Below are 20486 nucleotides of genomic sequence, written 5' to 3'. Positions count from 1 at the left end.
GAAGAGTGATCGCGGGTCGGTGCCGCGGCAATGGAGCCGGTCGACGCGTGACCGCATGTTTTCCGGTGGCAACCATCCGGAAATGTCCACACCGGATCGAGGGAGGCGGGCGGCGGGCGCCGTAGCGCAGAGTTTTCCCGGCGGTTACCGGCGGCTGTCAGCCGCGAGTCTCGCGGAGGTCCCCGCGCTCGAGCAGCCACGTCACCCCGAACCCGGCGAGCAGGCCCCAGAAGGCACCGCCGATGTTCAGCACGGTCACGTCGGAGACCGTCACGACGAACGTCACCAGCGCGCCGAACGTGCACCGCGACCCGAACGCCGTGACGAACGCGGACTGCAGCACGCGCAGCATCGCGAGCCCGCCGAGGGTGGCCACGAAGGCGGGCGGCGCAGCCAGCATGAGCCGGGTGAACAGCGGCGCGAACAGGCCGAACACCATCGCCAGCAGGCCGCACGAGATCCCGGCGACGTAGTGCCGGTGCCGCTCGCCGGAGGCGGTGAGCAGGGCGTTCGTGGGCCCGGTGAGGCAGGTCGACACCGCGCCGACGCCCGCGGTCAGCAGCGACCATGCGCCGCACGCGATCGTCACGACGTTGACCGGCGGCTCGTGCCCGGCCGTCCGCAGCACGGCCACGCCCTGGCCGTTCTGCACCACCAGCACCGTGATCGCGAGCGGCAGGACGAGCTCGACCATCGCCTGCCAGGACCACTGCGGGGCCACGAGGACCGGCGCGGCCAGCCAGCCCGAGGCGTCGCCGCGCGGGTGGAAACGGCCCGACACCGCCACCGCGACGACGCCGACGACGAGCGCCCCGAGGATCGGCGGCACCTTCCGCCCCGCCGCGCCCCAGGTGCTGAGCAGCAGGAACACCGCGACCATCGGCGCGGCGACGAGGACGTCGCCGGCCACGGACCTCACCAGCCCGGTGCCGAAGCTCAGGAACACCCCGGCCACCATCGCCATCACGATCGGCATCGGCACGGCGGCCATCGCCCGCCGCACCCAGCCGGACAGCCCGAGCAGCAGCATCAGCAGCCCGGTCGCGAAGTAGGCACCCACCACCTGCGGGAAGCTCAGGTGCGCGAGCGCCGGCCCCACCAGCACGGTGCCGGGGATCGTCCAGAAGAACGCGAGCGGCTGCCGGTAGAGCCAGCACGCGAGCACGGTGAGGATCCCGTTGAGGAAGAACACCCCGAACAGCCACGAGGCCAGCTCGCGCTCCGAGAGCCCGCCCTGCACACCCACCGCGAGGATGACCGCGACCGGCCCGGTCGCGGCGAAGATCAGCCCGATCAGCCCGTTGGCCACGTACTGCGGCCCCAGGTCCGCGACGAACCGGCGCGGCCCGGCGAGCGGGCGCGGTGGCCGCTCGACGCGGGGCCGGGCGGCTGCGGTCGGTGGGGCCTGGACGTCGGGCGTGGCCACGGGGCGCCTCCGTGCGGGTCGTACGGGTCGTGCTCCCCGGCGGGGCCGGCACCGCGACGGTACGTGGTCGGCCCCGCCGGAGGGGGTCAGCAGTAGACGGACTTCAGCGAGCGGTACGCAGCCAGGCCCTTCGGCCCGAGCTCGCGGCCGATGCCGCTGTCCTTGACGCCGCCGAACGCGGCCGCGAGGTCGCCGAGGACGGGCCCGGCGGCCCGGCGCAGCCTGCTGGCCGGGTCCACCGGGGCCACGCGTCCTCGGGGTCGACGCGGCTGTCCGGTGCCGGCCCGCTCTCCCGGGCGCGGAACCAGGACGACGCGATCTCGGGTCGCACGGTGCTCAGCCCACCGCCGGGTCGGGCAGCACGTCGGGGTTCGCGGGCGCCGGGGCCGGCGCCGCGGGCCGGGCCGTCTTCGGCACGACGACGGTGAGCAGCGCGCCGACGACGGCCAGCACGGTGAGCACGTAGAAGATCGAGTTCAGGGCCAGGCCCGAGGCGATCAGCAGGCCGCCGATCAGCGGGCCGCCGATGCCGCCGAGCCGGCCGAACCCGGCGCACCACGCGACGCCGGCGCCGCGCACGGAGGTGCGGTAGTAGGTGGCCACGAACCCGTAGATCAGGATCTGCGTACCGCTGGTGCCCAGCCCGACGACCGCGATGAACGCCAGCAGCAGACCCACCGGGAAGCTCATGGTCAGCAGCGCGATCGCCACGGCGCCGAGCAGGAAGGACCCGGCGACGACCGGCTTCGGGCCGACCCGGTCGGCGACCCGCGAGGCGATCACCGCGCCGACCACCGCGCCGCCGTTGAGCACGAGCAGGAAGGCCAGCGAGCCCTTGGTGGAGTAGCCGGCGCGCCCCATGAGCTCGGGCAGCCAGGTGTTGAGCGCGTAGACCAGGAGCAGCCCGACGGCGCTGAGCAGGCCCAGCAGGATCGTGGGCAGCAGGTAGGAGCGGCTGAGCAGGCCGGCGAAGCCCGCCCGCTCGCGCTCGGCGGGCGTGTCCGGGGTCGCGGCGGGCTTCTCGTCGAGCACCACGCCGGTCCGGTCGGCCACCGCGCGCGCCTCGTCGACCCGCCCGCGGGCGAGCAGCCAGGCGGGCGACTCCGGCATCTTGAGAAGCGCCAGCGGCAGCAGCGTGACCAGCGGCAGCGCGCCGATCAGGAACATCCCGCGCCAGCCCACGGACTCGAGCAGCAGGATCGCCAGGAGCGCGGCGAGCAGGCTGCCGAGCGGCACGCCGGAGTAGGTGATGGCGTTGCAGAGGTTCTTGCGGCCCTTCGGCGCGAATTCGGCGACCAGGGCGCCGGTGGTGGCGACCAGGGCGCCCACGCCGATGCCGGTGCCGAACCGGAGCAGGCCGAACAGGGTGGTCGTCGTGGTGACCGCGGTCAGGCCCATGCCGACGGAGAACCAGGCATAGGCGCTGAGCATGACCTTGCGGCGGCCGATGATGTCGCCGACCGAGCCGGCCAGCAGCGCACCGACCAGGACGCCGACCAGCGCGTAGCTGCCGAGCGCGCCGCCCGTCGCGGGCGTGACGGCACCGATCTGGCTCGGGTCGCGCAGGAACTGCGGCAGCACCGCGCCGTAGACGACGAGGTCGTAGCCGTCGAAGACGAGGCCGACGGTCGCGAGCGAAACGATCCAGGTGACGGTCCTGCGGCGGAGCACGTCCCGGGGGACGTCCCGCTTCTCCCTGACCGAGGTCATCGTTGTCTCCCGAGGGGAAAGGGCGTGCGGGGGCACCGGCGCCGGTCGACGCCGGTGTCGTACTGACGTGCAGGAGTGCAGGCGCGAGGTGCGCGGGGCGCGAGTGCGCGGGGCGCGAGGTGCGCGGGGCGCGAGTGCGCGAGGTGCGCGGGGCGCGAGGCCGAGGGGCGGCCGGGGGCCGGCGCCCGGGAGTCGTCACCGGGGGCCGGCCGCCGTGGAGCCGCCGATCGACCGTGTGCGGACGGTCAGCCGAGGTGGACGTCCGACGGGTGGCCGGCGAGCGGCGTGACCGTCATCGTCATGTAGGGGAAGAGCGGCAGGCCCCAGAGGATCTGGTGGAGCTGCTCGTTGTCCTCGACCTCGAAGATCGAGAGGTTGGCGTACTCCCCCACGCAACGCCAGATGTTCTTCCAGTGCCCGGACCGCTGCCACTCCTGCGAGTAGGCCTTCTCCCGGGCGAGGAGGTCGGCGCGTGCCGCCGGGTCCATGTCCGGCGGCAGCGCCACGTCCATGCGGACGGCGAAGAGCTGGCTCATGCCTGCGGGTCCAGGGCGAAGTCGTAGGTGACCTCGTTGCCCTCACCCGACGCGGCCGGGGTCGGACGCAGGATCAGCTCCGGCTTCACGGCCTGGGCGACGTCGTCGTCGACGTAGTCGCCGCCGTCGAAGTACAGCTGGGTGGTGACGAGCTGCTTGCCCGGGGCCGACACCTTGAGGTGCAGGTGGGCCGGGCGCCACGGGTGCCAGCCGGCGGCCTCGATGAGCTTGCCGCAGGAGCCGTCGGTCGGGATCTGGTACGGCGCGGGCTGGATGGTGTGGAAGGCGAAGTGCCCGTCGGCGCCGGTGCGGATCTGCCCGCGCAGGTTCCACTCCGGGATGCCCGGGGCGAACTGCGAGTAGTAGCCGGCGTCGTCGGCGTGCCAGAGCTCGACCAGCGCGCCGTCGATCGCCGCCCCGTCGAGGTCGGTCACCGTGCCCTGGAACAGCAGCGGGGTGCCCGCCTCGTCCTCGCGCATCGGCAGCGTGGCCTCGCTCGTGGACTCCGGCGCACCGGGGATGTAGTACGGGCCCTCGATGGTGCCCACGGCGCCCTTGCGGTCGGCGTTGGCGACCTCCTCGACGACGTGCTCGACCCAGACGTCGAGGAACAGCGGCCACTCGCCGTTCTCGCCGACGCTGATCAGCCACGCCTTCAGGGCGTCGTACTCGGCGTAGGTCACCTGGTGCTTGCGGACGACCTCGTGCAGCGCGGCGATGGCGTCGGTCGCGATCGCCGACACGCGGGCGTGGTCGACCGGCCCGGAGGTGCGCTCCTTGGCGGCGAACGTGGCGGTGGCGTTGCGCCCCGACCCGGCGGCCGTGGGGTTGTGCTCGGTGGTGGTCATGGGTGTGTCTCCTGACGCGTCGGTGCGGTTCGGAAGGATCAGTCCGTGCGGTAGTGCGCGAGCTTGTCGGGGTCGATCTCGACCCCGAGGCCCGGTCCCGGACGCACGGCCAGCTCCCCGCCGCGGATCTCCAGCGGCTCGGTGAGCAGGTCGTCGCTCATGTCCAGGAAGTTCGACAGCTCGCCGGCGCGCCGGGAGCTGTGCCGGTGCGCGGCACCGAAGGCGACGGTGCACGCGGTCCCGACCTGCCCGTCGATCTGGTTGCCCATCACGACCTCGACGCCCATCCCCTCGCACTGGTGGAGGATGCGCTGCGAGGTGTGGAACCCGGTGCGGGCGGTCTTGATGCTGATCATCGTCGCGGAGCCGCCGAGCAGCTCGCGGGTGACCTCGCCGGGGGTCGTGGCGCTCTCGTCGGCCACGGTGGGGATGGTGGTCTGCGCGGTGAGCCAACGCCGGCCCATCACGTCGTCGGCGGGGCAGAGCTCCTCGGACAGCGTGAGGTCCAGGTCGTCCATGGCGCGCAGCGCGCGGGCGGCCTCCGACGGCGTCCAGCCGCGGTTGCCGTCGACGTAGAGCTCCACGTCCGGGCCGAGGGCCGCGCGCAGCGCCCGGCAGGCGCCGACGTCGAGGGAGACGGGCCGGCGGCCCACCTTCACCTTGAACGTCGTGATCCCGTAGGTGTCCCGGACGCGTTCGGCGTCGGCGACCATCGCCTCGTCGGAGGCGAAGCCGACCATGTGCGACACCCGCATCCGGTCGGTGAACCCGCCCAGCATCTGGGTCACCGGCAGGTCGAGGGTCCGGCCCAGCGCGTCCCACACCGCCATGTCCAGGGCGGCCTTGGCGGCGGGGTTGCCGACGGTGCGCTCCAGCCGCGCGTGCATGACCTCGCGCTCGAGCAGCGAGAGCCCCACGACCTCCGGGGCGAAGATCCGGTCGATCACGGCGACGATCGACTGCTGCGTCTCCCCGTAGGTGAACGGGCGCGGGGGCGCCTCCGCCACGCCGACGACGCCGTCGTCGGTGTGCACGCGGACCAGCACGTGCTCGGCGGTGTGCACCTCGCCGGAGGCGAAGCGCAGCGGTTTGCGGTACGGGATCGCGAAGGGGATCGCCTCGATGTGCGCGATCTTCATCGGGCCTCTCCGGGGTGGGCGGGGACGCGGTCGGGGTACGGGACGGCCGGGGGCTCGGGCGGCACGAAGCCGTTGGCCTCCAGGACCTCCACCAACCGCGCGAGGGCGGGGTTCACCTCGTCCGCCCGCCAGGCGAGCGCGAGGTCGACGTGGGGCGCTTCGGACGCAGCGCCGTCGGTGCCGGGGCCGCCGGGGGCGATCGGCACGTACCGCACGCCGTCGACGCGCAGGGCGAGCGCGGACTCGGGCAGCAGCGCGACGCCGAGCCCGGCGGCCACGAGGGTGAGCATGACCGAGGTCTCGGCGACCTCGTGGGTGCGCCGCGGCAGGAAGCCGGCACCGAGGCAGGCCTGCGTCACGGCGGCGTCGACGACCGAGTCCCGGGCGCCGTAGACGACGAAGTCCTCGTCGCGCAGCTCGTGCAGCCCGACGGGCTCGTCGCCGGCCAGCCGGTGCCGGGCCGGCACCGCGAGCGTCAGCCGCTCCCGGGCGACGGGCCGGGACGCCAGGCCGGGGCGGCGCAGCGGCGGGCGCAGCACGGCGAGGTCGATGCGGTCCTCCGCGAGCGCCTCCTCCTGCGCGGGCGTGAGCAGGTCGGGGACGTAGCGCAGGATCAGGCCGGGCAGCTCGCGGGCGGCGATGCGGGCCAGCTGCGGCAGCTGCTTGTAGGCCGCGAGGCCGGTGCACCCGACCCGGAGCAGGCCGCTGTGCCCGTCGCCGATGCGTTGCACGCGCTCGCGGGCCGCCTCGACCGAGTCGAGGATCCGCACGGCGTCGCGCAGGAAGGCCTCGCCCGCCGGGGTGAGGTCGACGCGCCGGGTCGTGCGGTTGAACAGGGTGGCGCCGACCTGGGCCTCGAGCTGGCGGATGGCCTGCGAGAGCGGCGACTGCGCCATGTGCAGGCGCTCGGCCGCCTGGCCGAAGTGCCGGGTCTCGGCGACCGTGACGAAGTAGCGCAGCTGGCGGATCTCCACGCCGCTCTCCCTCCGTCGGGTGGCCACCGGGCTCTCCGGTGTCGGGTCTCCACGGTAGGACCGGCGACCAGCACACACAAAGACCTAGTACAGCTTCATTGAGACATCCGAAGTCTGAAAAAGTGCTGGGTCAGAACTAGGCAGAGTGCTGACGCGAAGCGATCGGCCTCCCGGAGAGAGTCGGTGCCGGTTCCGAACTCGACTCACCGCCGACTCGACCGGGAGGCCCTCCCATGACCGCCACCGCCGACGTGTCCCACTCCCGGGTGCGCACGGTCGTCGACAGCAGCGTCGTCGAAGACCCCGCCGCCGGGGTCTACCGCGCCAACCGCCGCATCTTCACCGACGAGGAGATCTTCGAGCTGGAGATGCGGCACATCTTCGAAGGCAACTGGGTCTACCTGGCCCACGAGAGCCAGGTCCCGAACCCCGGCGACTACTTCACGACCTACATCGGCCGCCAGCCCGTGGTCATCACCCGCGGCAAGGACGGCGAGCTGCACTGCCTGATCAACGCCTGCGCGCACCGCGGCGCGATGCTCTGCCGCCGCAAGACCGACAATCGGATGACCCTGACCTGCCCGTTCCACGGCTGGACCTTCCGCAACGACGGCAAGCTCCTCAAGGTCAAGGACCCGGACGGCGCCGGCTACCCGGACACCTTCGACGTCGACGGCTCGCACGACCTCACCCGCGTCGCCCGCTTCGACTCCTACCGCGGCTTCCTGTTCGGCAGCCTGAACGCGGACGTCGTGCCGCTCGACGAGCACCTGGGCGACACCGTGAAGGTGATCGACATGCTCGTCGACCAGTCCCCCGAGGGCCTGGAGGTGCTGCGCGGCAGCTCCACCTACACCTTCGACGGCAACTGGAAGGTCCAGGCGGAGAACGGCGCCGACGGCTACCACGTCTCGGCCACGCACTGGAACTACGCCGCCACCACCTCGCGCCGCGGCACCGGCGAGTCGAAGAACTCCACCAAGGCGCTCGACGCCGGCGGCTGGGGCAAGTCCGGCGGCGGCTACTGGTCCTACCCCCACGGCCACCTCTGCCTGTGGACCTGGGCGGCGAACCCGCAGGACCGCCCGCTGTGGAACCGCATGGACGAGCTCAAGGAGCAGTTCGGCGACGCCAAGGGCGAGTTCATGGTCAAGGGCAGCCGCAACCTGTGCCTCTACCCGAACGTCTACCTGATGGACCAGTTCTCCACGCAGATCCGGCACTTCCGGCCGATCGCGCCGGACAAGACCGAGGTCACGATCTGGTGCATCGCGCCCAAGGGCGAGAGCGCCGAGGCCCGCGCGCACCGGATCCGCCAGTACGAGGACTTCTTCAACGCCTCCGGCATGGCCACCCCCGACGACCTGGAGGAGTTCCGCTCCTGCCAGCTCACCTTCCGCGCCACCGCCGCCCCGTGGAACGACATGAGCCGCGGCGCGGAGCACTGGCTCACCGGCCCGGACGAGGTCGCGATGTCCCTCGGCATGGACGGCGTGATCTCCGCGGGCATGCGCAACGAGGACGAGGGCCTCTACCCCGTCCAGCACGGCTACTGGCGGCAGACCATGCTCGCCGCCCTCGAGCAGGAGGAGGCGCAGGCATGACCACCACCGAACCGCGCACCATCACCCAGAACGTGATCGAGCAGTTCCTCTACCGCGAGGCGCGCTACCTCGACGACCGCGAGTTCGAGAAGTGGCTCGAGTGCTACGCCGACGACGTCGTCTACTGGATGCCCTCCTGGGGCGACGACGACAAGCTCACCGAGGACCCGCAGCGCGACATCTCGCTCGTCTACTACGACAACAAGGGCGGCCTCGAGGACCGGGTCTTCCGGATCCGCACCGAGCGCTCCAGCGCCACCTCGCTGCCCGAGCCGCGGACCAGCCACAACATCAGCAACGTCGAGGTGATCGAGCGCCGCGGCGACCTGGTGGACGTGCGCTTCAACTGGCACACCATGTACTTCCGGTACAAGACCGTGGACCCGTACTACGGCACGTCGTTCTACACGATCGACTTCTCCGGCGAGGCGCCGCTGATCCGCCGCAAGACCGTGGTGCTGAAGAACGACTACATCCACCACGTCGTCGACGTCTACCACTTCTGAACGGAGGCGCCATGACCACCGCACACAGCGTGGCACTCTCCTTCGAGGACGGCGTCACCCGCTTCATCACCTGCGCGGAGGACCAGACCGTCACCGACGCCTCCTACCGGGCCCGCATCAACATCCCGATGGACTGTCGCGACGGGGTCTGCGGCACCTGCAAGGCGGTCTGCGAGTCCGGCGAGTTCGACAAGGGCAGCTTCCTGGAGGACGCCCTGTCCCCGGACGAGGAGGCCGACGGCTATGTCCTCACCTGCCAGATGAGGCCGAGGACGGACCTCGTCCTGCAGATCGCGTCGACCTCGGCCGTCGCGAAGACCAGTGCCGCGACCCACCGCGGCACGGTCACCGCGCTGGACCGGCTCTCGCCGACCACCGTCGCGGTGACCATCGAGATCACCGACCGGGACAAGCTCGCCTTCCTGCCCGGGCAGTACGTGAACATCGCCGTGCCGGGCACGGACGAGTCGCGCTCGTACTCGTTCAGCAACGGCCCGGACGAGGACGCGCTGACCTTCCTGGTCAAGCTCACCGACGGCGGGGTCATGTCGACCTACCTGGACGAGCGGGCGCAGGTCGGCGACGACATCTCCTTCACCGGCCCGCACGGCAGCTTCTTCCTCCGGGACACCTCGTGCGGCAGCGGGTCCGATGCGCCGCTGCTGCTGCTCGCCGGCGGGACCGGGCTCGCGCCGATCCTGTCCATCCTGCGCACGCTCGACGCCCTCGGCAGCGAGCGGCCCATGCACCTGCTCTACGGCGCCACCACCGACGACGACGTCGTCGAGGTGGACACGATCGAGGCGCTCGCCTCGTCGATCCCGAACCTGACCTGGGACTACTGCGTCGCGGACAAGAACACCACGGCGAAGAACCAGGGCTACGTCACCGCGCTGATCGAGCCGGAGCACCTGCAGGACGGCGCCACCGCCGTCTACCTGTGCGGGCCGCCGGCGATGGTCGACGCGGTGCGGGGCCACTTCTCGAACCAGGGCATCACGCCCGGCGGGTTCTACTACGAGAAGTTCGCCCTGGCCGCGGCGGCGAAGGACACCGAGGAGCGCGTCCCCGAGGCCGCTGCCGAACACCCGGCCGAGGACACCGGGACCGGCGAGGTGACCGAGGAGGGCACGGAGCAGGCCACGGTCGCCGTCCCCACCCCGGCCGAGGACGGCGACGGGATGATCGTGCTCGGCAGCGAGGGCCGCGGCGTCGTCGGGCAGGAGCTGGTTCCGGCGCTCGAGCTCGAACCGCTCGTCGCGAGCCCGGAGGTGTCGGCCGACCACGCCCGCGGGATCTGCGGGCAGGTGCTGTTCCCGAGCGGGCTGCCCGCGGGCGACGGCGGCCCGCTCGACGCCGAGGAGGCGCTCGTCGTCGCCGGGGACCGCGGGATGACCGGGCAGGAGATCTTCCCGGCCGCGGACCTCGTGCCGCTCCACGAGTCCGCCCCGGTTCGTGCGTCCCTCCCGCCCGCTGCGGTCGGCGAGGACGGGTACGAGATCGGCGAGGAGCACCCCTCGGTCCACGAGTCCGACGCGATCTTCGACGCCCGCCGCGCCCTGGAGCTCGGCGCGCTCGAGCTCGTCGTCGGGCGGCTGACCTCGCAGCAGGTCACCGGGTACCGGGTGCTGGCCGAGGCCACGCTCCCGTACGTCGAGGACGACCGCTTCGTCGACGCCGCCGGCTACACCGAGGCCAACGCCGCCTTCCACGACTACCTGTTCACGCTCACCGGCAACGAGCACCTCTCCCAGGCCTACACCGCGCTCGGGGTCAAGGGGCACATGGAGCAGTCGCTGCGCACCGCCACCTGGTGCCACCCGCGCTGCACCCAGGACCACCTCGACATCGTCGACGCCATCGAGGCCGGGGACCGCGAGCGCGCCCGCCGGCTGATCGGCGAGCACGCCGACCGGTCCAAGGAGACGACGCGGCGAGCCATGTCGGACAACGCCGCCGCCCGTCGTCCCCGGTTCGTGACGCCGGGCCGCTTCGACCGCAAGGTCGTCGTGGTCACCGGGGCCGCGCAGGGCATCGGCCGGGCGGTCGCCGAGCGCGCCGCGGCCGAGGGCGGGCAGCTGGTGCTGCTCGACCGGTCCCCGCTGGTGCACGAGGTCGCCGAGGGCCTGCTCGCCGACGGCGCGAAGGCCCTGGCGATCGAGGCGGACCTCGAGGGGTACGCGGGTGCCGAGGCGGCGATCCGCGAGGCGGTCACCTGGCAAGGCCATGTGGACGTGCTGGTCAACAACGTGGGCGGGGCGATCAACTTCAAGCCCTTCACGGAGTTCGGCCCTGCCGAGATCGACGCCGAGATCACCCGCTCGCTGATGCCGACGCTGTACTGCTGCCGGGCGGTGCTGCCGGCGATGGTGCAGCGTCGCAGCGGGGTGATCGTCAACGTCTCGTCGGCCGCCACCCGGGGCGTCCACCGGATCCCCTACTCGGCGGCCAAGGGCGGCATCAACGCGCTCACGGCGTCACTCGCGTTCGAGTACGCCGACAGGGGCGTCCGGGTCGTCGCGACCGCGCCGGGCGGCACGGAGGCGCCGCCGCGCCGGATCTCCCGGGGCACCCCGGAGGCCCGGTCGGAGCAGGAGAAGGCCTGGTTCCGGGCGCACATCGACCAGACGCTCGGGTCGTCGTTCCTGGGCCGGTACGGCACGCTCGACGAGCAGGCCGCGGCCATCCTGTTCCTGGCGTCGGACGAGGCGTCGTACATCACCGGGTCCGTGCTGCCGGTCGCCGGCGGCGACCTGGGGTGAGCCGCCTTCTACGGTGACGGCATGAGCAGGCGGGTCGCCGACGGCGCCGGCGGGGACGGCGGGGAGCCGGCGCACGTCGTCGGGCAGGAGGCGGAGTCCGCCCGGCTCGACGCGGCGCTGGCCGACGCCGCCGCCGGCACCCCCGTCGTCGTCGTGCTGGAGGGCGTACCCGGGATCGGGAAGACGACGCTGCTGCGGCGCTTCCTCGCCCGCCGGCCCGCCCTCGCGACCGTCCGGGCCGAGGGTCTGGCGTGGGAGGCGGGGCGGCCGGGCGCGCTGGTCCGGCGGCTGGACCCGGTGCGGTGCACGGGATCCGTCGATCCCGGCGCGTGGGGCGAGGCGCTCGCCGAGTGCTGGCGGGCCCGCGCCGCGGAGGACCCGTTCGCGGTGCTGATCGACGACGCGCACGCCGCCGACCCGGCTTCGCTGCAGGCGGTGGCGTCGGCCGTCGTCCGGGTGACCGAGGGGTGCCTCCTGGTCGTGCTCGCCGCCCGGACCGGGCCGGACGTCCCGGCGCACCCGGACACCCGGGACGTCCTCGACCGGCTGCCCGGCCAGCGGATCCGGATGGCGCCCCTGACCTCCGAGCAGACCCGGCTGCTGGCCGCCCGCGCCGCGGGCATCGACCTGCCGATCCCGGTGGCCCGCCGGCTGGGCGAGCACACCGGCGGCGTGCCCCGGTACCTGCTGGAGATCCTGCGCGACAGCCCGCCCATGCGATGGTCGGACTGGCAGACACGGCTGCCCGCGCCCACCTCCGTGCGGCAGCGCGTCGAGGCCGCCCTCGACGCCGCGTCGCCGCCGGCGCGCGCGCTCGTCGAGGCCGCGGCCGTCCTCGGCAACACCCCGATCCTCGCCGAGGCCGCCGAGCTCGGCGGCGTCGCGGACCCCATCGCCGCGCTCGACGAGGCCTTCGCCGCCGGCCTCCTCTCCCCCGCCGCGGGGCACGGGCTGGACACGCTGACCTTCCCCGGGCGCTTCGTGCGCGGCGCCGTGCACGCCACGCTCGCCCCTGCCCGCCGGCACGACCTGCACCAGCGCGCCGCCGCCGTCGTCCGGGACGAGACCGAGCGGCTCCGGCACCGGGTCGAGGCCACCCCGCTGCCCGACGCCGCCCTGGCCGACGAGCTGCTCGACCTGGCCCGCCGCAAGGCGGACGAGGGCGCGTGGGCGGTCGTCGCCGGGGCGCTCGTCGACGCCAGCCGGATCAGCCCGAGCCGCGCCGACCGGGAGGACCGGCTGCTCCAGGCCGTCGACGCCCTCGCCGGGGCCGGGCTGCTCGGGCAGGCGGTCGACGCGTTGTCCGACGTCGAGGCCCTGCCGCCGGGCGCCCGGCGCGACGCCGTCCTGGCCTACGTCGCCATCCAACGCGGCCGCCGCGCCGAGGCCACCTCCTACCTCGACGGCGCCTGGCGCAGCCGCGGCACCGACCGGGCCGCCGCGGCGCGGATCTGCCAGCGGCAGGTGCTCCACGCCCTCGCCGACTGGGACGGCGCGCAGCTGGTCCGGTGGGCCGGGCGGGCGATCGAGCACGCGGAACCGGGCTCGCCGGCGGCGGTGGAGACGCGCGCGATCGTCGGGCTCGGGTACGCCGCGCAGGGCGAGATCGAGGAGGCGTTCACGGCGTACCGCGCCGCGACCCGGGAGAGCCCGGCGGGCCCGCAGCACCAGCGGGCGCGGATGGGCCTGGGCTGGCTCCTCCTCGCGCAGGACGAGCCGGAGGCCGCGCGGCGCGAGCTGGAGTACGCCGTCGCGGGCGTGGGGCAGGGCGGGTCCAACCGCATCCTGCTGTGGGCGCTGTGCTGGCTGGCGCGCACCCGGTTCGCGCTCGGCGACTGGTCCGGCGCGCTGCAGAACGTCGACCAGGCCCGGCTGCTGCTCGGTGCCACGGACCTGGAGCTCCTCCGGCCACTGGTGCACTGGACGGGCGCGCAGGTCCACGCCCTGCGCGGCGACGCCGAGGAGGCCGCCCGGCACGTCGAGCTCGGCACGGCCGCCGAGCACGACTACCTCGTCATGACCGTGCCGGCCCTGCTGGCCCGCGCGCACGTGGCGGAGGCGGCCTCGGACTACGACGCCGTCGTCCGGCACCTCGCCCCGCTCGCCACCCGGACGCCGCGCGGCGGGCTCGACGAACCCGGCTTCTGGGCCTGGCACGACCTGTACGCCAACGCCCTCGTCGTGACCGACCGGCTCGGCGAGGCGGACGAGTTCCTGCGCCCGCTCGAGGAGCTCGTCCGACGGCGTGGGCACCGGTCCGCGGCCGCCCGGCTCGGCTACGTCCGTGGCCGGCTGCTCGGCGCGCGCGGCGACACGGCCGCCGCCGAGGAGGCGTTCGTGGCGGCCCGGGCCCGGCTCGAGGGCCTGCCGCTGCCCTACGAGAAGGCGCGCGTCGACTTCGCGCACGGCATGATCCTGCGCCGGGCGGGTCGGCGGCGGGACGCGGCCACGGTCCTCGCCACCGCCCGGCAGCGGTTCGCCGCCCTCGGCGCGCGGGTCTACATGGAGCGCTGCGACCGGGAGCTCAAGACCGGCCGACCCGGCTCCCGCCTGCACGACAACGACCTCGACGCCCTCACCGAGCAGGAGCGGACGGTCGCGGGCCTGGTGGCGGGCGGCATGACCAACAAGGAGGTCGCCGCCGAGATGCTGCTGTCGGTCAAGACGGTCCAGTTCCACCTCACGCGCACCTACGCGAAGCTCGGGGTGCGGTCGCGCTCGGAGCTCGCGGCACACTTCCCGCGGTCGACGGGCTGAGCCCCACCTCGCCGGCCTGACCGCCCGCCGTTGCCGCGCCGCGCCACGCGGTCCTACGGTGCGCGCATGGGAGCCCACGGGCACGGGCACGGCGTGGGGGTCGGCACCGACCGGCGGTGGCTCGGCCTGGCGCTGGCGCTGATCCTCGTGTTCATGGTCGGGGAGTTCGTCGTCGGCCTGCTCGCGGGCTCGCTGGCGCTGATCTCCGACTCGGCGCACATGCTCACGGACGCCGCGTCCCTCGTCCTCGCGCTCGTCGCGATCCGGCTCGCGGCCCGTCCTGCCCGCGGCGGCTACACCTACGGCCTGCTGCGCGCGGAGATCCTCTCGGCGCAGGCCAACGGGATCACGTTGCTGCTGCTCGCGGTGTGGTTCGTGTACGAGGGCATCGAGCGGCTGCTGTCGCCGCCGGAGGTGGCGGGCCTGCTCGTGCTGGTCACGGCGCTGGTGGGGATCGTCGTCAACCTGGCTGCGACGTGGTGCATCAGCCGGGCGGACCGGTCGAGCCTCAACGTCGAGGGTGCGTTCCAGCACATCCTCAACGACCTCTTCGCCTTCGTCGCGACGGCGGTCGCCGGGCTCGTCGTCGTGCTCACCGGTTTCGACCGGGCCGACGCGATCGCGGCGCTGGTGGTCGCGGCGCTGATGGCCAAGGCGGGGTGGGGCCTGGTGCGCGAGTCCGGGCGGATCTTCCTCGAGGCCGCGCCGCGGGGCGTCGACCCCGACGCGCTCGGTGCCCGGCTCGCCGGGGTCGCGGGCGTGGCCGAGGTCCACGACCTGCACGTCTGGGAGATCACCTCCGGGCAGGCCGCGCTCTCGGCGCACGTCCTCGTCCGGCCCGAGGCCGACTGCCACGACGTGCAGCGGGCCATCGAGGTCGTGCTGCGCGAGGAGCACGGCCTGTCGCACACCACGCTGCAGGTGGACCACTCCGAGGACGAGTCGCTCGACGACCACTGCGCCGACCCGCACGGGCCGGTGCACCTCGGCGAGCAGGTGGGGGACGCCACGCCCTGACGCCCGCTCTTCCTCCACGGCCGGTCGGTCGTTTAACGTTCGTTCGTTCAGGCCGCGAGGAGGACCGCAATGCCGGTGGAGATCGACCGCCCGCGGGAGGGCGTCGTCCAGCTCACGCTCAACCGCCCCGACCAGCTCAACGCGCTCGACGCCGGTACGGTCGCGGAGCTCACGACCGTCTTCGCCGAGATCGGCGCCGACCCGTCGTGCCGGGTGGTGATCCTGACGGGGGCGGGTCGTGGGTTCTGCGCCGGGCTCGACCTCGCCCACTACGACGACGAGCCCCACCCGCCGGCCCGGCAGCGGCACCCGATCGACGGGCTGACGCGGCAGCGCCAGATCGCCAACCTCGCCGTCTCGTTGCACCAGCTCCCCCAGCCGGTCATCGCCGCGATCAACGGGCCCGCCGCCGGTGGCGGGCTCGCCCTCGCACTGGCCAGCGACATCCGCATGGCGTCGACCTCCGCGCTGTTCGCCGTCGGGTTCATCCGGGCCGGCTTCTCGGCGTGCGACATCGGACTGTCCTGGCTGCTCCCCCGGATCGTCGGGACCGGGCGCGCCCACGAGCTGATGCTCACCGGCCGCCGCTGCTCCGCCGAGGAGGCCTACCGGATCGGCCTGGTCACCCACCTCGTCGACCCCGCCGAGCTGCTCGAGGCCGCCTACGCCGAGGCCGCCGAGATCATGCTCAACCCGCCCTTCTCGGTGGAGATGACCAAGCAGGGCATGTGGGCCTCGGTCGAGAACCCCAGCTTCGTCGGGGCGGTGGAGTTCGAGAACCGCCAGCAGATCCTCACCGCCCTCACCGAGGACCGGGACGAGGCCACCCGCGCCTTCCTGGAGAAGCGACCTCCGGTGTACAAGCGGCACTGAGGGTGGGTGCCGGGGGCGCTCAGCCGCCGTTGTAGCGGCGCATCGTCTCCTCGGCGCCCCGGGCCCGCGCAGTAGACCCGGCCCGTCGTCGAGCATGTCGCACGCCGCCATGTCCGTGCGCCCGGAGTTCGGCACCACGCGGGAGGTGGTCGGTCGGGTCGTCGGAGGCGTGCCGGCTCGCTGCGCAGAGTGGTGTTGCCCGCCGCCACCCGGGCTGCCGGGAGTTCGCTCGGCGAGTCGTTGCGCAGGGTGAGCACAAGCTGAACGCGCCGGCTGTTCGGACCGCCGCCGCGCTCGACGGGAACTGCCGCGGTGATCGTCAAGCCGTCGGTGAAGCGGTGGACTCGCCCCAGGCGAGCGTCGGGAGCGGGGCGGCGACGGGCCGGGCCTGTGACAGACGTACTGCATCCCGCGAGGAGGCACGCTGCGAGAAGCACGGCGAGCGCTCCGCAGGGTCTCTGCACGGTCCCCACCCCCGGGAACGGAATGCGGCGACTCAGGGCAGCGCGCCGGGGGAACGGGCGGTGTGTGCCCGGGTGGGTGATGCGGGTGCGCCCCTGCGTCCCGGTCGGGCAGCGGCGGCCGCTGAACGTGGGTCCGGCCGGAGCCGACCTCGGCCCCTCGTCTCGCTGCGGTCGCGGAAGTGATCAGTGCCCGAGAGCTGGAAGTGCCCGTTTCTGTCGGGGGTCGAAGATATGTTCGATCCGTGCAGCTGACCGAGTGTCTTCCGGCCGGGCTGGCGGACATGCCGCCGGGCCCGGAGCTCGGTGCTGCGCTGGCCGAGATCGAGCTGTCGGCAGCGCCGGCGGCGGAGCGGTCGACGGTGCTCGAGGCGTGGCACCGCCAGGACAGCCACACCCGGGCCGGATTCTACCGCGCCATGGTCGCCGTCGGGTACGCCGATCCGACCGCGCCCGACTCCGCCGAGGATCTCCCCGACCCGCACCTGGACTGGACGGACGAGGTGCGGGCGGCCCTGGCCTGGACCCGGCGCGCTGCGGACGGCTGGTCGGACGAGGCGTGCACCTTGGTGAGGGAGCTGCCTCGGGTCCTTGCGGCGCTGCACGAGGGCCGGATCGACCCGCCGAAGGCCTCCGTCTTCGTGCGTCATCTCGCCGGCCTTCCTCCGGCGCAGATCGCGCAGCTCTGCGCGCTCGTCCTCCCGCGGGCGCCGCGGTGGACCACGAGCCAGATCTCCCGCCGGCTACGGCGGCTCATCATGGAGATCGACCCGGACCACTACGAGCGGCTCTTCCGCCGCGCCCACGCCCGCCGCGGAGTCGGTGCGTACGTCACCGAGGACGGCACCGCTACGATCACCGCGAGCGGCGTCGCTCCCGAGACCGCCGACGCCGCGGTCGAACGGATCGACCACCTCGCTCACCGGATCCGCCGCTGCGGCCACCCCGGCACGCTCGACCAGATCCGGGTCGACCTGTTCACCGGCTTCCTCGACGGCACCCTGCACACGTTGAGCGACGACGAGATCGTCCACGCCTCCTCCTCGACCCCGGTGTCTCCCCCACCGACGACGGCGAGGCCGGAACGACGAACGAGGCAGAGCCCGGCGCCGCGACGGCCGCCGCGGGCACCGTTCCCGCAGAGAAGACCGACGCAAGGACCGCCGACGCAGGACCGGCCGAGGCCTCGCCGCAACCGCCGAATCCGCGGCGGGGCGTCCACCTGCAGATCTCGCTCGGCACGCTGCTCGGGCTCGACGACCGCCCGGCCACCCTGCCGAACCTCGGACCGCTCCCGGCCTCGCGGGCCCGGATGGTCGCGGCCGACCAGATACGGGCGCCCTGGCGCTACGCCGTCACCGGGCCCGACGGGCGACTCGTTCATGCAGGCGCGCTCCGGACCCGTCCCAGTGCCGACGATCTCGCGCCGGCCGAGAACACGACATCGTCAGAGGCCCCGGGTCTGGTCGACCTGCTCGTCGACGCCGGTCTGCTCGCGCGTCTGACCGGCCCCGACAGCGAGCTGCCACCATCGTGGCGGCCCGTCCTGGCCGAGATCCTGGCCGCTCGCGGCCGCGACCTCGACGACGACCCGGCCGCCCGGTTCCCGCACACCGGCTTGCGCCGCCACGTCGAGTTCCGCGACCGGCACTGCACCTTCGTCGGGTGTCTGACGCCGGCCCGAAAGGCCGACCTGGACCACACGCACGACCACGCCCGTGGCGGCCGCACCACCGCCGACGACCTGGGCCCCGCCTGCCGTCACGATCACGGCCTGAAGCACCGTGGCTGGACGCTCACCCAGCCCGAGCCCGGCGTCTTCGTCTGGCGGAGCCCGCTCGGCCGCATCTACCGGACGCGCGCCGAACCGCTCCTGCCACCGCTGCCGCCACCCCTCCCCCGAACGCCGGGCGAGGACCTCTGCTGCCCGTCCGACACTGACGAGGACCCCGACGAGGCCGGAACCGACTCGCTGTTCGTGGTCTGGCGCCCTCCACCGCCCGAGGAGCCTCGGCCTCCGCCGCCACCGGTCACCGATCTCGATGAGCCGGCGCCGTTCTGACACGGCGGGCAACCCCCGCGGACCCGTCGGTCGGCAGTGCCCCTGACGCAGCGAGCGGAATCCCCAGCGGGGGCGGGCCGGCTCGCCCTGGCGCGCGGCCTGAACGGGTTCGGGAGTGGCGGTCGTCGATCGCCTGCTGCCCACCCCGGACGCGGCGGGTGACCACCACCGGCTTTCATCGGCTTTCCCGAGGAGGATGGTCGGGCATGAGCGTCCTGCAGCACACCGCCCTGTTCGCCGCGCTCGACGAGACCCGCCACGAGCCCGTGGCGAAGCGCATCCGGGCACAGCTGGGCGGCGAAACGGTCGTGGACTCCATGCGCGCGCTGCTGCTGTGGGAGCCGCGGCGGGTCGTGCCGAGCTACGCCGTGCCGGAGGAGGACATCGCGGGGCACCTCGCGCCCGACGACGTGCCGAAGAGCGAGATCCCGCAGGGCGTCACCCTGGCCTCGGTCTCCGAGCGGCCGGTGCTGGACCCGTCCGTGCCCTTCGCCGTGCACACCGCCGACGGCCGGCCGGTCGACGTGGTCACGGACTCCGGCAGCCGGCCCGCTGCGGGGCTCCGGCTCGCCGACCCCGATCTTGCCGGATACGTGGTCCTCGACTTCGACGCGTTCGACGCCTGGTTCGAGGAGGACGAGCCGAACGTCTCGCACCCCCGCGACCCGTTCCACCGCGTGGACGTCCTGACCTCGTCGCGGCACGTCCGCCTCGAGCTCGACGGCGTGCTGCTCGCCGAGTCGCGACGGCCGGTGCTGCTGTTCGAGACCATGCTCCCCACCCGGTACTACCTGCACCGCGAGGACGTCGTCGCGCCGCTGGAGCCGACCGCGACCCGCACGCGCTGCGCGTACAAGGGCGAGGCGTCCTACTGGACGGTGACCGTGGGCGACCGCCCCGTGCCCGACCTGGCCTGGACCTACCCCGACCCGCTGCACGAGGCCGCGCACGTGCGCGACCTCGTGTGCTTCTTCACCGAGCGGACCGACGTCGTGGTCGACGGGCGCCGTCAGGAACGCCCCGTCACCCCGTGGTCGTGATCAGGCCCCATGGCCGTGATCAAGCAGGGGCGCGCAGGTCCGGCCCGGTCGACGGATTGGCCATGCGACCGATCTCCTCGGCCGCCCAGCCCGAGCCCAGCACGCCCGCCCAGAGCAGCTCGGGCAGCTGGCGCTCGCGGTCGACCCGGCCGGCCACCCACGACCTGGTCGCGGCCAGGCGCTCGGCCTGCACGCACAGTTCCCAGGCGCGCGACCCGCGGTCCGTCACGTCCTGCGAGAACGGGGCGCCGCAGGTGCGGTGGCGGTAGCGGCGCTCGGGACTGTCGATCGTGTGGACGAGCGTGAGCGCGAGCCCGGCGAAGCCGGTGCCCACCAGGACGCCGACGGCGGCCCACAGCAGCGTGAGGAGCCAGCCGTCGCCCAGCAGCAGCCCGGACACGGCCCCGACCGCGAGGACGGCGAGGGCCGTCGAGCCGGCGGGTAGCCGAGTCCAGACGAGGGTGCCGGTGTCGTCGATCTGGTAATGCGTTCCGGCGATCAGCGCCGGATCGAAGACGCGGTAACCCGATCGGGTGCGGACGAGGGTGGGCAGGCGGTCGGCCGGGGCCTGCTTGACGAAGTCGACGGACGCGTCGCCGGGGAACGTGCTCATTGCCTCTTGCTCTTGCTGGTCGCACCGGGGAGGAGGGCGGCGTTCGCGCCGGGGTAGAGCGCCGCCACGCCATTCATCGGAACTGAGGAGCGGCCTGTTACGACGCGGAAACGTGACCGACCCCTCACCGGAACGTGAGAGTGCTCGGTCACAGCGCG

The 20486-nt window shown here is 73.5% G+C and carries 17 protein-coding genes; 8 read left to right on the top strand and 9 right to left on the bottom strand.

Annotation, left to right across the window (positions count from 1 at the left end; genetic code table 11):
* Positions 1–157 precede the first annotated feature (157 nt).
* The 7 genes from ACQP04_RS09365 to ACQP04_RS09335 form a co-directional block, all read right to left on the bottom strand.
* On the bottom strand, positions 158–1426 hold the full coding sequence (locus ACQP04_RS09365; RefSeq protein WP_433506663.1) for a benzoate/H(+) symporter BenE family transporter: 1269 nt from the start codon (positions 1424–1426) through the stop codon (positions 158–160).
* An 86-nt stretch (positions 1427–1512) separates the two neighbouring features.
* Entirely contained in the window at positions 1513–1674 is a 162-nt protein-coding gene (locus ACQP04_RS09360; protein ID WP_433506662.1) for a hypothetical protein, read from the bottom strand.
* Positions 1675–1762: 88 nt separating this feature from the next.
* Positions 1763–3136: an MFS transporter gene (locus ACQP04_RS09355; protein ID WP_433506661.1), complete on the bottom strand. Its 1374-nt coding sequence runs from the start codon at positions 3134–3136 to the stop codon at positions 1763–1765.
* A 245-nt stretch (positions 3137–3381) separates the two neighbouring features.
* On the bottom strand, positions 3382–3672 hold the full coding sequence (catC, locus tag ACQP04_RS09350; RefSeq protein ID WP_197040614.1) for a muconolactone Delta-isomerase: 291 nt from the start codon (positions 3670–3672) through the stop codon (positions 3382–3384).
* Entirely contained in the window at positions 3669–4520 is an 852-nt protein-coding gene (catA, locus tag ACQP04_RS09345; RefSeq protein WP_433506660.1) for a catechol 1,2-dioxygenase, read from the bottom strand. The genes catC and catA overlap by 4 nt, the downstream gene beginning before the upstream one ends.
* 38 nt (positions 4521–4558) lie before the next feature.
* A complete protein-coding gene (locus ACQP04_RS09340; protein ID WP_433506659.1) occupies positions 4559–5659 on the bottom strand; it encodes a mandelate racemase/muconate lactonizing enzyme family protein in 1101 nt (366 codons plus the stop codon).
* Positions 5656–6633, bottom strand: coding sequence for a LysR substrate-binding domain-containing protein (locus ACQP04_RS09335; protein ID WP_433506658.1), 978 nt, complete (start codon positions 6631–6633; stop codon positions 5656–5658). The genes ACQP04_RS09340 and ACQP04_RS09335 overlap by 4 nt, the downstream gene beginning before the upstream one ends.
* A gap of 233 nt (positions 6634–6866) precedes the next feature.
* Between ACQP04_RS09335 and benA the strand changes: the two genes are divergently transcribed.
* The 7 genes from benA (at position 6867) to ACQP04_RS09300 (ending at position 18118) form a co-directional block, all read left to right on the top strand.
* Positions 6867–8237, top strand: a complete 1371-nt coding sequence (benA, locus tag ACQP04_RS09330; protein WP_433506657.1) for a benzoate 1,2-dioxygenase large subunit — start codon at positions 6867–6869, stop codon at positions 8235–8237.
* Positions 8234–8743 carry a benzoate 1,2-dioxygenase small subunit gene (benB, locus tag ACQP04_RS09325; protein ID WP_433506656.1) on the top strand — a complete coding sequence of 170 codons (510 nt, stop codon included), beginning with the start codon at positions 8234–8236 and terminating at the stop codon, positions 8741–8743. Before benA ends, benB begins: the two co-directional genes overlap by 4 nt.
* An 11-nt stretch (positions 8744–8754) precedes the next feature.
* Positions 8755–11505 carry a benzoate 1,2-dioxygenase electron transfer component BenC gene (gene benC / locus ACQP04_RS09320; protein ID WP_433506655.1) on the top strand — a complete coding sequence of 917 codons (2751 nt, stop codon included), beginning with the start codon at positions 8755–8757 and terminating at the stop codon, positions 11503–11505.
* Positions 11506–11526: 21 nt separating this feature from the next.
* Positions 11527–14262, top strand: coding sequence for a LuxR C-terminal-related transcriptional regulator (locus ACQP04_RS09315; protein ID WP_433506654.1), 2736 nt, complete (start codon positions 11527–11529; stop codon positions 14260–14262).
* A gap of 66 nt (positions 14263–14328) precedes the next feature.
* Entirely contained in the window at positions 14329–15279 is a 951-nt protein-coding gene (locus ACQP04_RS09310; protein WP_433506653.1) for a cation diffusion facilitator family transporter, read from the top strand.
* A gap of 69 nt (positions 15280–15348) precedes the next feature.
* A complete protein-coding gene (locus ACQP04_RS09305; RefSeq protein ID WP_433506652.1) occupies positions 15349–16152 on the top strand; it encodes an enoyl-CoA hydratase/isomerase family protein in 804 nt (267 codons plus the stop codon).
* Positions 16153–16897: 745 nt separating this feature from the next.
* The gene (locus ACQP04_RS09300; protein ID WP_433508336.1) at positions 16898–18118 is read left to right on the top strand and encodes a DUF222 domain-containing protein; all 1221 of its coding nucleotides are present in this window, start codon (positions 16898–16900) and stop codon (positions 18116–18118) included.
* Here the strand turns inward: ACQP04_RS09300 and ACQP04_RS09295 are convergent.
* Entirely contained in the window at positions 18061–18384 is a 324-nt protein-coding gene (locus ACQP04_RS09295; protein ID WP_433506651.1) for a hypothetical protein, read from the bottom strand. The two genes, ACQP04_RS09300 and ACQP04_RS09295, sit on opposite strands and share 58 nt — an antisense overlap.
* A gap of 497 nt (positions 18385–18881) precedes the next feature.
* Here ACQP04_RS09295 and ACQP04_RS09290 point away from each other — a divergent pair, with 497 nt between their 5' ends.
* On the top strand, positions 18882–19715 hold the full coding sequence (locus tag ACQP04_RS09290; protein WP_433506650.1) for a DUF427 domain-containing protein: 834 nt from the start codon (positions 18882–18884) through the stop codon (positions 19713–19715).
* Positions 19716–19734: 19 nt separating this feature from the next.
* Here the strand turns inward: ACQP04_RS09290 and ACQP04_RS09285 are convergent, their stop codons facing one another.
* Positions 19735–20328 carry a hypothetical protein gene (locus ACQP04_RS09285; protein WP_433506649.1) on the bottom strand — a complete coding sequence of 198 codons (594 nt, stop codon included), beginning with the start codon at positions 20326–20328 and terminating at the stop codon, positions 19735–19737.
* Positions 20329–20486: the final 158 nt, after the last annotated feature.

Origin of the sequence: Pseudonocardia halophobica, from assembly GCF_050948485.1 — a bacterium.
GTDB classification, from domain to species: Bacteria; Actinomycetota; Actinomycetes; order Mycobacteriales; family Pseudonocardiaceae; genus Pseudonocardia; species Pseudonocardia halophobica.
The sequence above is the reverse complement of the archived record's forward strand: the minus strand, read 5'-3'. Positions and strand labels throughout refer to the sequence as shown.